The sequence below is a fragment of the Spirosoma harenae genome (assembly GCF_054776975.1).
The window spans coordinates 485,794-501,071 of the sequence record NZ_BAAHBD010000008.1 but is presented as its reverse complement, the minus strand read 5'-3'; the positions used below and the strand labels follow the sequence as shown (position 1 = coordinate 501,071).

Here is a 15,278-nt window from a genome sequence, read left to right as displayed (position 1 = left end):
CAGTACCCAATAAACCTCTGTCAGAAACTTTTGTAATGATCCTTTCTGCAGATGAGATGGTTCGGGCGCAACGGTTTCGCAGACAGGAAGACCGGAATCGATTTCTGTATACTCGGTATATCCTAAGAACTCTGCTGAGTAACTATCTGAAGCAATGCCCCGATCAGATTTTGTTTACTACAGGGATAAACGGTAAACCTGAAATGAAAAACAATCCAAGCTGGTGCTTCAATGTATCTCATTCTGGAAATTGGATTTTAATCGCTGTTGGAACGGGTAATGTAGGAATTGATATCGAAAAAATAGATCCTGATTTTTCATTTCAGGATATTGTTTCTCTGCAATTCAGTCTGGAGGAGCAACGCTATATTGCCGTCAGTTCAATGCCCCGTTTGGCTTTTTATAAGATATGGACTCGTAAAGAAGCCCTCCTTAAAGCGACGGCTAAAGGTATGGATGATGATTTTGCTCAGATTCCATCCTTGGATGGCTCACACACTAAGGAGAGTAAATTGATTGGTGCAACCGATGATTGGACCGTTGGTAGTTTTGGGGTATCGGAATGCTATTCGGCTGCGGTAGCGTATTCAGCCTTGCATCAGAAACCTAAATTTTATACGCTCGAAAGTGGCTTATCACCCTATTCTGAGTCATAAGAGGGTAAATTCTTTTTACAGTAAAAGTCTATTTCTGTAAACAAATAGTCAGTCGTATGCAGCAACTCATGCTGAAATTCCTATACGTCGTTGCCGCGATGAAATATCCTCGTATCAGACGCGATCTCCGATATTTTGTCCGGGATAATTACTATGCCCGATTTAATCAGATTCGGTTCGTAACGGACGATTATGTTTCGAAAAAACCGTACAAAGTGGTTGATTATCATGGCGAATTCGACCAGGAGCTACGCTATGTATTGCCGTTTGCCTACTGGCATTATCTGAACGGTACGCTCAAAAAAACCATATCCTGCACAAACACGAAGGAATTTTATTTCTTCAGTAAAGACCACGTCGAGCAGTATGAAAAACGGGTTTGGCAGGCTGGTTATGGTTACTACGATGTTCCGAATATGACTCATAGCCCAACATTTAGTTATAAAAAATGGGTACAGGTGCCATTCAAAAGTCACTATAAAAATGACTTATTTAAATTTGATAAACCGATTCTGATTATTGCCAACAAATACAATATCGAGTGGGATAAACCACCTATCAATTTTTTAAGCGTAGACGCGCTGGATCGAATCGTTTCAACCTACAAGGATAAATATCAGATCATTTATAATCGTCCCTTATCGACACAGATTGTGCTGGATAACAGCGAGATCATGGATTTGAATGAGCATGCCTGGCTTCGGGAACATCACCCAGAGGTGATTCTCATGCATGATTTATATGAAAAGCACCGAGCTGTACTCAATAATTTCAATCACCTTCAATTAATGGTGTACGCCAATGCCAATCGGTTTATTTCGATGCATGGCGGAACGGCGGCATTAGCTAGTTATTTCGGAGGAATGAACATTATTTTGTCGCATCCGGGTGGCGGCATGGAGCACCATTTTAATGAATACGCTACCATTTTTCCGGCACTGTCGGGTGCTACAATTCTGCACGCTAAAAGCACCGACGACGTCTTTCGCTACCTGAGTGAACATTATTAAAATCAGTCTGTCGGTGAAGTAGACCATTCGTCATCCCTGCTTTGGTTTTTAGATTCCCACTGAAGTTGTTCAATTTGAATAGGTTACAGAATTAGTGTAGCAACGACCGTCAACTGGAAAACTTCAAGTGAAATGGGATTGTCTAACTGCTCAAGCTATGACTTCAATGCGACGCGATTTCCTGAAAAACCTGGGTCTGGCTACAGCTGGCCTTAGTTTTCTGCCTTACCTTCCGCCCCTAACGGCTGCGCCAGCAAAAAAACTATTTTTCGAAATTTCCCTAGCCGAATGGTCGCTTCACCGGACATTGCAAGCGGGGAAATTGACGAATATGGATTTTCCAGCGAAGGCGAAAAATGACTTTGGCATCAGCGCCGTGGAATACGTCGACCAGTTTTTTAAAGACAAAGCTAAAGACCAGAATTACCTGACTGAGCTAAAGAAACGAGCCGATGATGTGGGCGTTCGGAATGTGTTGATTATGGTCGACACGGCGGGGCCATTGGCGGATTTGGACGATGCGAAACGCACGCAGGCCGTTGAAAGTCATTACCAGTGGATCGATGCGGCTAAATTTCTGGGATGCCATTCCATTCGGGTCAATCTTCGCGGGAAAGGTACGGCTGAGGAGATTGCTAAAACCAGTGCTGATGGACTGGGCCGATTAGGCGAATACGGCGCTAAGGCTAAGATTGGGGTAATTGTTGAAAATCATGGTGGCTATTCATCGGATGGAAAGTGGCTGGCTAAGGTGATGAAGCAGGTCAATAACCCTTATGTTGGTACATTACCTGATTTCGATAATTTCAAGTTGAATGAGGCCGACGTATATGATCGCTACATGGGCGTTGAAGAAATGATGCCCTATGCCAAAGGCGTCAGCGCCAAATCACGCGATTTCGATGAGCAAGGCAACGAAGTAACCATCGATTATAAACGGTTGCTACAAATCGTTAAAAAAGACAAAACGGCCGCTTTCAAAGGTTATATCGGTATCGAATATTCCGGAAATCGACTCAGCGAAGACGATGGTATTCGAGCTACGAAGCAATTATTAGATCGAGTCGGACAAACGCTTTCCTAAACCAGACTGGCCTAAAACCAGACCAGTTTTTTACCTATGCAACGACGTACTTTATTGAAAAATCTGGCCGTGACGTTTGGCGGTATGGCCAGTCTGCCAGCCTGGGCTTCCAGCTGGACTCCTGAATCGATCGGCTCTGTAGCCATCGTATCAGTTGATGAAGAAACACTATTGGGCGAAATTGTGGAAACATACATTCCCGAAACAACGACGCCCGGGGCTAAATCGCTGAAAATCCATCAGTTTGCTCTCCGAATGATTCGGGATTGTTACGACGCTACAGCTCAGACGACGCTCCAACAAGGGCTCGTTCTGGTGGATTCGAGCGCGCAACAGGCGTTTAACAAAGCGTTTACGGATTGTGATAAACAACAACGATTGACAGTTTTATCTCAACTGGCTGCTTCAACTGATTCGATCGGCAAACCGTTTGTCGACATGACCAAAAAACTGACAATTTGGGGCTACACGAATTCGGAGCATTATCTGGTCAATGTGGCAAAGTATACTATGGCACCCGGTTTTTATCACGGCTGTGTACCAGTGCAGAAATTGGCTGAAAACGGTGGTCGATAAGATTGCCTTTCTTTCTTCAATCCTTAATTTTATTGATTCTCATGGCTTATTTTAATATAGATTCGGTCAAAGAGCGCACTTTCGATGCCATTGTTATTGGTTCGGGGATCAGCGGTGGATGGGCCGCAAAAGAACTGACTGACAAAGGTTTACGTACACTTGTGCTGGAACGGGGTCGCGACGTCAAACACGTCAAAGATTATCCTACTACTATGATGCAACCCTGGGAATTTCAGCACCTGGGCCAACTTTCTAAAGAATATGTAGATGCCAATCCAATTGCCAGCCGGTGTTATGCGAACCGGGAGGATGCACAGCATTTCTTTGTGAAAGATGCCGAGCATCCGTATGTGCAGGAAAAGCCTTTCGACTGGATTCGCGGTTATCAGGTGGGTGGAAAATCGCTCATGTGGGCGAGGGGAACCCAACGTTGGTCAGACTATGACTTTGACGGTCCTGCCCGTGATGGATTCGCTATCGACTGGCCGATTCGCTACGCCGATATTGCCCCATGGTACAGTCATGTAGAGAAATTCGCTGGTATTTCCGGTAATAAAGATGGACTAGCACAATTGCCCGATGGTGAGTTTTTACCGCCACATGAGCAGTCTTGCGTCGAAAAGCATTTCACCGCCCAGATGGCGAAGCATTACAACGGAACTCGCCCGATCATTATTGGTCGTTGCGCTCACTTAACCAAACCGCAACCGATTCATTACCAGCAGGGGAGAGGGCAATGCCAAAATCGTTCGTTGTGCCAGCGGGGGTGTCCATACGGTGGGTATTTTAGCAGCAATTCATCTACGTTACCCTGGGCTGCTAAATCGGGTAAAATGACCTTGCGCCCTGACTCGGTAGTTCATTCGATTATTTTTGATGAAAAAAAGAATAAAGCAACAGGCGTTCGCGTCGTTGATGCGCATACCAAGCAGACGACAGACTATTATGCGCGTATTATTTTTGTTAATGCCGCTTGTCTGAACTCAAATCTGATCCTGCTGAATTCCAAATCGACTCGTTTTCCAACTGGTCTGGGTAATGATAACGGTCTACTGGGGAAATATGTAGCCTTTCATAATTTCCGTACGACGATATCGGCAGAATATGAGGGGTTCCAGGATACGACGACAGAGGGAATTCGGCCCAATGGTAGTTACATCCCCCGGTTTCGAAACGTATTCAAGCAGGAAACCGATTTTCTACGCGGGTACGCAGCGGGGTTTAACTCCAGTCGTATGACTAAGGCCGATACGTCGGGAATGGGTGAGGATTTGAAATCGAGTCTGATGCAGCCTAAATATGGGAATTGGCGTGTTGGATCGCACATGATGGGCGAAACCATTCCAAAGGAAAGTAACTATGTAACGCTGGACTCAACACAGACCGATCAATGGGGAATTCCACTGCTCAAAATTTCGGTGGCTTACGACGATAACGACGAAAAAATGGTCCAGGATTTTCACCAGCAAATGACGGAAATGCTAACCGTATCTGGTTTCACGAATATCCAGACACACGATATTCCTGATCGGGCGCCAGGCATTGATATTCATGAAATGGGAGGTATCCGAATGGGAAAAGATCCGAAAACATCCTTGCTGAATAAGTGGAATCAATTGCATACCTGCAAAAATGTCTTCGTAACGGATGGAGCCTGTATGACCTCAACGTCCACGCAAAATCCGTCGTTAACCTTTATGGCAATCACCGCTCGCGCTGCCGACCATGCCGTGAAAGAAATGCGGAAAGGGCTTTTGTAGCCTATTTTTTGTCCTTCTGACCGCAGGGAAGAATCTCAAACTGTCCTGATGAGAGACTTTAAGATTCTTCCCTGCGGTCAGAAAGACAAAAAATGGTCATTCAATTAGAGAGGTTTCAAATCAAGCCGGTTCCAGCGCCCAGGCGGCTGGGACCTGACGAATGACGGCTTCAAACTCTTCGGCCCGTTTTGACCAGGAGTTATTTCGGGCCATGTTGATACGCTCGGTTACCCGTTCGGTAGTTGTGTCTACTAATGCCCGGCGAAGTGCCTGGGCAAATTCTTCCGGACTTTTGGCAAGTTCAACAACCCCGTCGAAATCATCCAGAATAGAAAAAGGAGTTGAAACAACAGGTAGACCAGCCGCCAAATACTCATTGATTTTCAGTGGATAAATGGTATACGTGTGCTCGTTACAGACAAACGGAATCATAGCCGCTGTCATCTTAGCCAGCAACGGCGGAAGCTCAGCTGGTTGATGAGGGGGCGTAAAAACGACGTTCGTGTAACCCGATAATCGCTGGGTTAATTTTGGTTCGTGGACTTCGCCAACAAACTGAAACGTAACATCGGGCATCTGCCGAACACAGTATTCAACAATATCAATATTTACCCGATTGTCGGCGGTGCCCAGATACCCCACGACCGGTTTGGCAGGGGGCTGTTGCTGGGCTAGCTGATAGGCTTGATTGAATAGGTCAAAATTGACGCCGTTTTTTACACAATAGGCATTCGGTTGAAGCTTTGACTTAGATTGTCGCAACGTTTCCGATGTGGTTATCACAGCATCGACACCCCGGAGGTAATTGGGCTCGTAGCGACTACCGTGGCGGCTCATCCAGTTGATAATCGTTATTTCATCGAAGCAATAATAAATGGTAGCACACTCATTCAGTTGGTGGAGCATTGGAAGCCCAAAAACTGGATTTAATCCGTTGACAACCAGCGGACGGGTCATATTCAACTGGCTCATTACACCGAGGAGACCTTTCGTCAAACGCCGGACATTCTGTCGAACAATCACATCGTGTAACCTGGGAGACATCCAGTTCACCGGCAACATAAGTGGGGGCGTCCAGACGTATAGTTCGCTACCGTTGGCAAATGTCTTTTTCGCCAGTGGATTTTTAAGCCGGACCATTTCCTGAATGGGCATAGGTTGCTGGCCTGTTACCCCCTTGGCCCAGTCCTTCAGCGTATATTGATAATCGACATACAAAACCCGGTGCCGAACCGATAGTTCGGTCATTAACTGTACAACTGCTTTCTGAAAATCACCTTCCCAGGTTGTTTGACCGAGACAAATTATACTATCAAATTGTTGCATGAATGCAGAAAAAACGCCTTTCGAATAAATCCGGGCTGTCAAGAATCACAATTACGATGGTTTATAGAGTAAGCTTTATTAATACGTTATTTACAAAAAGTCTCTTTCGTAAACATACATATTTTATATCGGATAGACGTAGGCAATTTTCCTTATATTTTAAGTGGTTTTGTTGCCTTTGTGTCTAAAGAGAAAGATGTGGAAAGCTAATGCTAGTACTCTTTATTCGCCTAATTAGTTCTGGTATAGCATTTTTTAAACTTGCTCGTAGATAGGCGCTTTCTTCGTTTTGTTTACTGCATTTTCGTATACAGAAACCAATTTTTTAGCGGTTGTTTCCCATGAAAAGAGTGTAGCTCGCTGTAAGCCTTTTTTGCGTAAATCAGCTTGCAGTGCCTGATCTATCATAAGCCGGTGAATACCAGCGGCCATATCTTCAGCCGAATTTGGATCGACCAACAAAGCAGCATCGCCAGCAACTTCTGGCATAGACGAGGTGGTTGAGGTGATTACGGGTGTGCCACAGGCCATTGCTTCTAAAATCGGCAGTCCAAAACTTTCTCGGAGGGATGGACAGAGGAAAATGGTAGCTGCATTATAAACGAGCGGGAGAATATAATTGGGAATGTATCCACACAAAATAATATCATCAGCTAGTGCTTGACCATCAATTTCGGCCAGTTGCTCATTAAGCGATGCCTCTGGCAAATTTGAAATAACGACAGGAAGCGAAAGCTGTCCCTGCTGCTTGAGTAACAACAGCGATTTTAAGACACCCCGAACATTCTTTTTAGGATCTGTATTGCCAAGAAAGAAAATAAATTCCTTCGGCAGTTTATACTTCTGACGAACATCTTCCAGCCGATCAAGATCTCGAATGACTTTGAATTGGTCGCTTACTGCATTCCAGATCGACACAACCTGGGCCGGATCAAGGTGCATATGGTCAATGATCCGTTGCCGCTCAAAATTCGATACGGTGATAATCCGTTCACAGTTGTGCACCATACGCGGTACATTCCAGCGACGATACTGATTTCCGAATCGCTGGTACCAGCTCCCACGAAGTAGGGGTTGATTTTCCAGAAAAATGATGTCGTGGAGGGTTACTACCAACGGGACCGAACAACGCAAAGGAGCTGTATTGGCTGTGCAATGCAACAAGTCAATGCCGTGTTGCTCAATCGCTTTCGGCAACGCATATTGTTCCCAAACGGGATAAGGGCCACCTGCCAATTCAATAAGTTTTATGTTGGGTGCGCTGGGCAGACCTGTGTAATCCGTATCAGGTTTGACAAAGATCAGAAACTCGTGCTCAGGGTGGTTGGCAAATGCCCGGATGGTTTCCAGGGCAACAATGTCCATTCCGTGTTTGTGTGGACGAAGGAGCCGTTGTGCTTCTATGCCAATTCTCATGCTATTTCTTTTTTAATATCCCAGCGATCGCAGGTAGTGAATAATATTGAGCTGATGAAGACAATTGTACTGGTGGGAAATTGCCCTAATATTGGATTTGTGTAGCTAACGACGCAAATACCAACAAATTCGGCCAGCAGAGCAATCATAAGTGTACTTAACTCTGGGTCTTTTATTTGCCAGACTTTTAACGTACCGACTATAATTATACTGGCCAGCATAAGCAAATAAAGGGTAAGCCCCACACGGCCCGTTTCGATCCAGACCTGAACGTACCAACTATCAGTAGGAATCTGAGCCGCAAAATAGTTGGGTGTAAAACGCTGACCATTACCGGATGTAGTTCCGATACCTGCTCCAAACGGTTTATCTTTTAAATAGTGTCTGAGTTTTTCCTGATTCTCCAGTCGAACCTGGAAAGAGGCATCTTTTGTAGGGTTAAGCGCCGATCGAATACGCCAGATCTGATAGACTCCATCACCAATGTGGGTGAACATGAGGAAACCCATAACCGGAATGGCAACGGCTAATCCCCGGATGATGTGAACCGGACTCCGTTTCAGAACGAAATAGGTCGGAAAACCTCCAATGATCACAAACAAAGCGCCCCGAGTACCCGACACCGCAAATCCCCAGAAAAGAATACCTGCCAGCAATAGCGATCCAATCCGAACGCCCCACGATTTGGTTTCAAAGAGGAAGACTAAGCAAACGAGGGTTACACCCGCCATTTCAGACCCGAACTGACCGGCATCTGAATAGAACGAGAAACTACGTAGCTGACCCCAAAGGATATGTTGTTTTTCAGCACCTGCAGCCAGCCAGCGTTGTTCGGCTGGTTCAAGGCCAATGTACTGTTGTTTGAAGCCCCACAAAGCGGCTAGAAACGACCAAAAAAGCCAGGACCCAACTAAAATCTTGATATCTTTTTTGGTAACAGGAACTACTAATACAATGATGCAGACTAAAAACCAATTGAGCGATAAAGAACGGGCTCCATAAAACCAGGCACCTGGATACGGATGGTCAAGGTTGTAGTATTCAAGAACGGTAAACGTGAGCCATACGATCAGTATATAGAAGATCGGTCGTTCGCGGATACGTCTCCACGCCATACGCTTACCGTTCAGAAACGTGCTTAACAGCGTTAAGATAAGGATGGCATCAAGACCAGTCCCCACCGCTAAATCACTCTCCAGGAAGCGGTTAGCACCGACCAGGAAACTTAGCTGAACGTATAAAAATAACCCAATCCGTGGCTCGAGTAATACAGCTATACCTGCAACCAGCACAACAGGAAGACCAACTACGGTTACAATACCCATTGTGCCCCAGGAACCAATCAGCCAGCCAGCTAATAAAGCAACCAGAATCCCTACTATCGTCATAAACCAGGGCTTATGCCGATATTCGTCGACTAGTATTGAGTAAGTAGATGAGGCATTCAGTTCCATAACAATAGTCTGTCTATACTGGCGATACGCTGGTTGAGGTTAAATTCCAGAAGGCTCCCTCAATGAATGCTTTCGCGTGCGTAAGCTTTCCTGTAGCCAGATAAGAAACCAGGTGCTTCGGTAAAACACACCCGGTGAAAAATAAATAAAAAATAACCCGTTGACGGAATGAACTATGACGACGCACAAAAAGAATTCGATTACGTGTCATATAGTACGTTCGCAGCGGGCTGTTTTGGCCGACAGATGCCGACTCTTTATGTAAAATGGTCGCCGATGGCTGATAATAAATCAGATAACCCGCATTGCGAATCCGTTGCGACCAATCGAGTTCTTCATAATAGAGGAAAAAACGCTCGGCAAATCGCCCAACCCGGTTGATGACCTGCCGACTGACCATCATGGCACAGCCATGAGCAAAATTTGTGGAAGTAGGTTTGTCGAACCGACCGTCGTCTTCCTGATTAAAACCAATCGCCGTTGCTGTGCCCGTGTACATATTGGCCGGATTATAGCCCGCATATTGAACTAGCTGTGGCGCATCGAAGAATCTGATTTTGGGGCAGGTGACACCAACCTGATCATTTTCTGAAAAGGGTTTCAGAAGTTCTTCCAATATGTTGGGCGATAATTCTGTATCGTTATTTACGATAAACAAAAAGTCGCCTTTCGCTTCCTGAATGCCTAAATTATTTCCGCCGGTAAAGCCCGTATTTACTTCGCTACGAACGATACGTAAGTGGGGATAATTTGCCGGATCGATGTGGGAATGGAATGGCTCTACAGACGCATTGTCGACAACAATGATTTCGTAGTTTGGATACGTCAGGAAACGGGTTGAATCCAGAAACTGACGTGTTACCTCAGCCTGATTGTAGTTGATCGTAATGATGGATACGAGCGGTAATCGATTAACTGATTCCGCTATCTGAATGGAGCCCATCTCGTCTAAACGTTCTCTTTTTGCCATAAACTGAAGAACGTTTTCCAGATAATCAGAACATCTGTCTTGAATGAGAAAGTACTGGAGTATTCGATGTCGAGCATGGTTCGTTCATGATCTGACATCCGCTCCTGGCCTTTGGCGCGCTTCTGAACCTGCCATAAACCGGTTAAGCCAGCTGGGCCTGCGAAGCGTTTGGCATATTCATCGGAGGTTAATTTCTCAGCTTCATAGAGAGGAAGTGGCCGATTGCCGACCAGCGACATATCACCAATGAGAATGTTGACTAGTTGTGGAAGTTCGTCGATACTGCTATTTCGAAGGAATGTTCCAAATCGAGTGATTCGGGGATCATTCCTGAATTTCATAAATTTAGCAGAGGTCCCCGTTTCCTGAAGATAGGCTTTTTCACAGATGGCCCGATCTTGATCAAAAAGTACACGCTGGCAGGACAAGCCTTGCTCTCGGCACACACTGCAAAGGTGTTCCACATTGTTCGTTGAACCATTTTTGCTTGTTGAGGCAGCATAAATATTATGGTCGGCAAGGTTTTTGAGAAGTTGATCGGCTTCGGCGCTCATTGTTCGAAATTTATACATATCGAACACATGAAAATTGGCGCCCGCGCGCTTCGACTTATAGATGATTGGGCCTTTAGAATCCAGAAAAATGATGAGCGAAACCAGCAGCATCACCGGAGACAAAAGCAAGAGTATGGTCAGTGCGACAAAAATATCGATCGTACGTTTCCACCAGGGTAATTGGTAATGGCGGACGGTTGGATCGATATCCTGAGGTTGGAATTTCTTTACCTGATTGTTTAAGGTCAGGTAGTAGCTTATTATGGATTGAAGTTTACTATTTTCCTCATTAGTAACCAGAACGTCAGTTACGCCCATGGCCAGTGCAGGTTGGAGCAAACGTGCTTCGCCAAAACGACAGGAAATCAGAAAAGGAATCAGGCGATAATCCTCTTGACTACGGACAACTTTAATTAGCGAATGACTACTCGCATTATCAGCAATAATTAAATCAACCTTTTGGCTATCGGTGAGCCATTGTTCGGCGTCTTTTCCTTCTCTGAATCGGATTGTCGAGCAAGCTGTACCGGCTATCGCAGCAATACGATTGGCAGTTAAATCGTCTTCTAATACTAATAAGACACAGAACGTCGACATTTTATTGTCTAAAACAGGGTTAGGAGAAGGTTTATATAGTTGCTGATATGTTGACATTAGCTTTTTCGGTGGCCAGTAGCTCCGAGTATAAAATGATGGCTATCGCTATGAAACCATAATTCAACTTTCTGTGTGGTTATGTTTTTATTTTTTGTTGAAAAAATACAACATCAATGACGGTACACGAATCAAAACAAGCGTTAGAAAGCCCTCTAAATTGAACTATTCCGTTAGGTAATTTCTAATAGAGACCGCTGTATTAATCTATCGCGGCCTCGGCAAAATCAGATGCTCTGGGCCAGATAGTAATTGCCAAACAGCATTGAAAGAATTCGCGATTTTGTTTGCCAGAACGGTTTATCTTCCGATTGGGCCGTTTTGGGAATCAATTGTCGTTGAATTTCTTCCACCGGTGAATCAACGCGTCGAAGTAGTGCATTTAATTTAGCTTTTACTTCCAGCGGATTGAAGGGCTTGGAAAGAAAAGAATCCACACCTTGCTCTAAACATTGAATCCGGGTTGCACTATCCGTCGCATTTGATAGAATCACTACTGGAGTGTGCGACGCTAACCGGCTCATCCGAATGAGTTTTGTTAACTCTAGACCGTTGAAAAAGGCCAACTCTAATTCCGTAAGTACACAATCGAATCGATTTCCCTGAATCAGTAATCGGGCTGCTTCCTGCCCTGTATTAGCAACTGTAATCTTGAAATCGTTACTTAGCGTCTGTACAAGAATATCAATTACATATGGATTCTCATCCACTAGTAATAAGTGGTACTTCGTATTCATTATTAAATTACTTATGGGTTAGATTACAAATTTTTAGACTTGGGGGAAAAACTTAGGTTACTTTTTGACTAAAAAAAAATCTAAGTCCTTCTATGGGGTGGGTGCTGGAAATCACAATTCAGTTCAATCTTATTGATAAATGTTTATTAAATCATGTTGAATTGTAAGCGTTTGGTAGTGAGTGAATTAAGATATATGAAACTTCTGCTTAAGAATTCCCTGAAATAGGATTCTTTTGGGAAATTGGGTGATCTGAGGAAAATCCAAAATTGATTAAGCGGTAGGTAGGCCTTAATCAATTTTTAATAGTTTACTCTATAGAATTAACCGCCAATTCAACAACAAATACCGGGTATCTCATCCGTTTTAGCACAAAGCCGTATCTTTGAGCTACGTATCGTTGATTTTATGAACCAACCAACCCTTTTCCAACGCTTTCGCCCGCACCTGTTTGCTGTGTTGGGACTTTTTGTACTTTCTATCATTTACTTCTCTCCAGTATTATCGGGCAAAACACTTTCCATGCACGATGTACAGGAAGCGTCTGCTGCCGCCCGCGAAATCCGGGATATTACGAAGCAAACTGGCGAAAAACCACTATGGACAGATGCCGTTTTCAGTGGAATGCCCGGTTACATGATCGATTTCAACTACCCGTATATTCTGGTTTATAAAGCCGTAATGGGTGTTGTCAATATATTGCCTAATACAGCCAGCATCGTTTTCGTCGTTATGCTTGGCATGTATATTCTACTGGTTGTGCTGGGCTGTAACCCCTGGTTATCGGTGCTGGGCGCGGCTGCCTATGCTTTGGGAACCTTTAGTATTGTTAGTCTCGAAGCGGGGCACGTATCGAAGATTTTTGCATTGGGCTACGGGGCGGGTATGCTGGCCGGGGTTATTCTGGCTCTACGTGGACGTTATTGGACGGGGGCTGCTTTGACAGGACTGTTTCTGTCGATGGAATTGGGAGCCAACCACATCCAGATTACCTACTACCTTTTCATGACTGTTGGGCTGTATATACTGATTGAAGGTATTGCACTTTTCAGGGCTGGTAAAGCACGTCAGTTGGCATTTGGATTAGCAACATTGGCGGTGGTTGGTGCGGTGGCAGCTGGTAGTTTCGGCAAGCGACTGCTGGTTCTCAATCAATATACAAAAGAAACCATCCGGGGTAAATCCGAACTAACGGCGAAAACGACCAATCCAGATGGTAAAACACCAAGTAGCGAATCGAAAGGTGGCCTGGATAAAGATTATGCATTCCTATATAGCTACGGCAAAGCCGAAACCTTTACATTACTCATTCCTAATATATATGGTGGTGGATCGAATGGTGGTTTAGGCACTGATTCAGAATTTTACAAAGCTTTAGTAAATCGAGGGATTGATCCTGCAGGAGCCAAACAGTTTGCTGAATTAGGCGCTCCGACCTACTGGGGGGATCAGCCCATTTTGGGCGGGCCAGCTTATGCGGGAGCTGCCTTACTCTTTCTGTTCGTATTAGGTCTGTTTGTTATTAAAGGGCCGATTCGATGGTGGTTATTAGGTTCAGCCGCGCTAATGATTATGCTGGCCTGGGGTAAAAATCTGATGTTCTTCAATGAACTTCTGTTCGACTACTTGCCCTACCTGAACAAATTCAGAGCGATGACGATGGCGCTTTGTCTGGCGCAATTATTTCTGGCTGCTGGCGCTGCTATGGGCGTTCAGGCAATTGTGGATCAGAAACTAACATTTGCACAACTACGCCAACCGCTGATTATTAGTCTGGCTGCTACAGCAGGGGTCGCTCTGGTGATCGCCATTGCAGGTGGCGCTTTCCTTGCGTTCCAGCGTCCGAATGACGTAGATATCTTAGCCCGTTCCGGACTAGGCGACGCTGCGAAGGATTTTCTAGCGCCACTTATCAGTGATCGACAAAGTATAATGCGGGCGGATGCGTTTCGATCCGTTATTCTGATTCTGCTGGCTGCCGGAACGATCTGGCTGTTCATTACAGCTAAAATCAAATCCGCTGTATTCTATCCACTACTGCTGGCTATTGTGATCTTCGATTTGTTCGCGGTCGACAAACGTTTTCTGAACAATGACGATTTCGTTCCGAAATCGCAGACCATCAACATTTTTGAGCCGACTCCTGCTGATGAGCAGATTCTTCAGGATAAATCACTGGGCTATCGCGTTTTCGATCAGACGGTAGGTTCGTTCATGGAAACAAACCGGACTTCCTATTTCCATCGGTCTATTGGCGGCTATAACACTACTCGATTACGACGATATAATGAGCTAATTAACTTCGCTTTTCAGGGAAATACGTTGCATATACTCAATATGCTGAACGTGAAATACGTACTTCAGGCAGGACAACCTGATCCGGCAAATCCACAACAGCAGGCAGGGCCTATGGTTATTCCAAACCCTGAAGTGCTGGGTGCAGCCTGGTTCGTTGGAAATGTGCAGCAGGTAGCGAATGCGGATGAGGAAATGGCGGTGATGAAAACATTAAATCCGCGCGACTCTGCAGTGGTCGATAAGCGGTTTGCCACACAATTGGGTAATCTGTCTGCCAAGCTGGACCATACAGGCAGCACAATTCAACTCACGAGTTATCGGCCTGATAAACTAATTTATGAAGCGAATGCAGTACGAGATGGTTTAGTGGTTTTCTCGGAGGTCTATTATCGAGGAGAGGAAGATTGGCAGGCTTTTATCGACGGAAAACCCGCTCCGCATCTGCGCGCTAATTATACCCTCCGTGCTATGCGTGTTCCAGCGGGTAAGCATAGCATTGAATTTCGGTTTGAGCCCCCTCTGGCTAAAACGGGCGATATGATTGACCTAATCTGCAACGTGTTATTGATTGCTTTAATCGGATTTGTAATTTTTCGGGAAGTGCGTAATCAGCCTGCACAGCCATCGCCAGAATTAGAACCCGCTCTTTCCCCGACGCCGGAAACGCCAAAACCGGGCAAATCAAAAACGCGCTGATTTGTCAATGATAGAATAAACAGGACATGCAAAAAGGAGGGCGGTTTAACTGCCCTCCTTTTGTTTTATAGTTCAATTACTGTAAAC

At 45.0% G+C, this 15,278-nt stretch carries 12 protein-coding genes; 6 read left to right on the top strand and 6 right to left on the bottom strand.

Annotated elements, in window-relative coordinates; genetic code table 11:
- Positions 1–35 precede the first annotated feature (35 nt).
- The 5 genes from ACYVE4_RS10430 (at position 36) to ACYVE4_RS10410 (ending at position 5,086) form a co-directional block, all read left to right on the top strand.
- Entirely contained in the window at positions 36–656 is a 621-nt protein-coding gene (locus tag ACYVE4_RS10430; protein ID WP_461039649.1) for a 4'-phosphopantetheinyl transferase family protein, read from the top strand.
- Positions 657–712: 56 nt separating this feature from the next.
- Positions 713–1,666: a hypothetical protein gene (locus tag ACYVE4_RS10425; RefSeq protein WP_461039647.1), complete on the top strand. Its 954-nt coding sequence runs from the start codon at positions 713–715 to the stop codon at positions 1,664–1,666.
- 157 nt (positions 1,667–1,823) lie between these two features.
- Positions 1,824–2,750, top strand: coding sequence for a sugar phosphate isomerase/epimerase family protein (locus tag ACYVE4_RS10420; protein ID WP_461039646.1), 927 nt, complete (start codon positions 1,824–1,826; stop codon positions 2,748–2,750).
- Between the two features lie 36 nt (positions 2,751–2,786).
- Positions 2,787–3,326, top strand: a complete 540-nt coding sequence (locus ACYVE4_RS10415; protein ID WP_461039644.1) for a gluconate 2-dehydrogenase subunit 3 family protein — start codon at positions 2,787–2,789, stop codon at positions 3,324–3,326.
- A gap of 41 nt (positions 3,327–3,367) precedes the next feature.
- Entirely contained in the window at positions 3,368–5,086 is a 1,719-nt protein-coding gene (locus tag ACYVE4_RS10410) for a GMC oxidoreductase (RefSeq protein WP_461039642.1), read from the top strand.
- A 120-nt stretch (positions 5,087–5,206) separates the two neighbouring features.
- On the opposite strand, the gene ACYVE4_RS10405 is transcribed toward ACYVE4_RS10410, so the two are convergent.
- From ACYVE4_RS10405 to ACYVE4_RS10380, 6 genes are all read right to left on the bottom strand, one after another.
- Entirely contained in the window at positions 5,207–6,412 is a 1,206-nt protein-coding gene (locus ACYVE4_RS10405) for a glycosyltransferase (protein ID WP_461039640.1), read from the bottom strand.
- Between the two features lie 255 nt (positions 6,413–6,667).
- Complete coding sequence (locus ACYVE4_RS10400; RefSeq protein ID WP_461039639.1) at positions 6,668–7,828, bottom strand: glycosyltransferase family 4 protein; 1,161 nt, start codon at positions 7,826–7,828, stop codon at positions 6,668–6,670.
- Complete coding sequence (locus ACYVE4_RS10395; RefSeq protein WP_461039637.1) at positions 7,825–9,282, bottom strand: O-antigen ligase family protein; 1,458 nt, start codon at positions 9,280–9,282, stop codon at positions 7,825–7,827. Before ACYVE4_RS10395 ends, ACYVE4_RS10400 begins: the two co-directional genes overlap by 4 nt.
- A gap of 13 nt (positions 9,283–9,295) precedes the next feature.
- Positions 9,296–10,252 (bottom strand): glycosyltransferase family 2 protein, encoded by a 957-nt coding sequence (locus ACYVE4_RS10390; protein WP_461039636.1) that lies wholly within the window; start codon positions 10,250–10,252, stop codon positions 9,296–9,298.
- Entirely contained in the window at positions 10,231–11,460 is a 1,230-nt protein-coding gene (locus tag ACYVE4_RS10385) for a sugar transferase (protein WP_461039634.1), read from the bottom strand. The genes ACYVE4_RS10390 and ACYVE4_RS10385 overlap by 22 nt, the downstream gene beginning before the upstream one ends.
- A gap of 227 nt (positions 11,461–11,687) precedes the next feature.
- Positions 11,688–12,197, bottom strand: coding sequence for a response regulator transcription factor (locus ACYVE4_RS10380; RefSeq protein WP_461039633.1), 510 nt, complete (start codon positions 12,195–12,197; stop codon positions 11,688–11,690).
- A 408-nt stretch (positions 12,198–12,605) separates the two neighbouring features.
- On the opposite strand from ACYVE4_RS10380, the gene ACYVE4_RS10375 reads away from it, so the two are divergent.
- Positions 12,606–15,191, top strand: a complete 2,586-nt coding sequence (locus ACYVE4_RS10375; protein ID WP_461039631.1) for a hypothetical protein — start codon at positions 12,606–12,608, stop codon at positions 15,189–15,191.
- Positions 15,192–15,278: the final 87 nt, after the last annotated feature.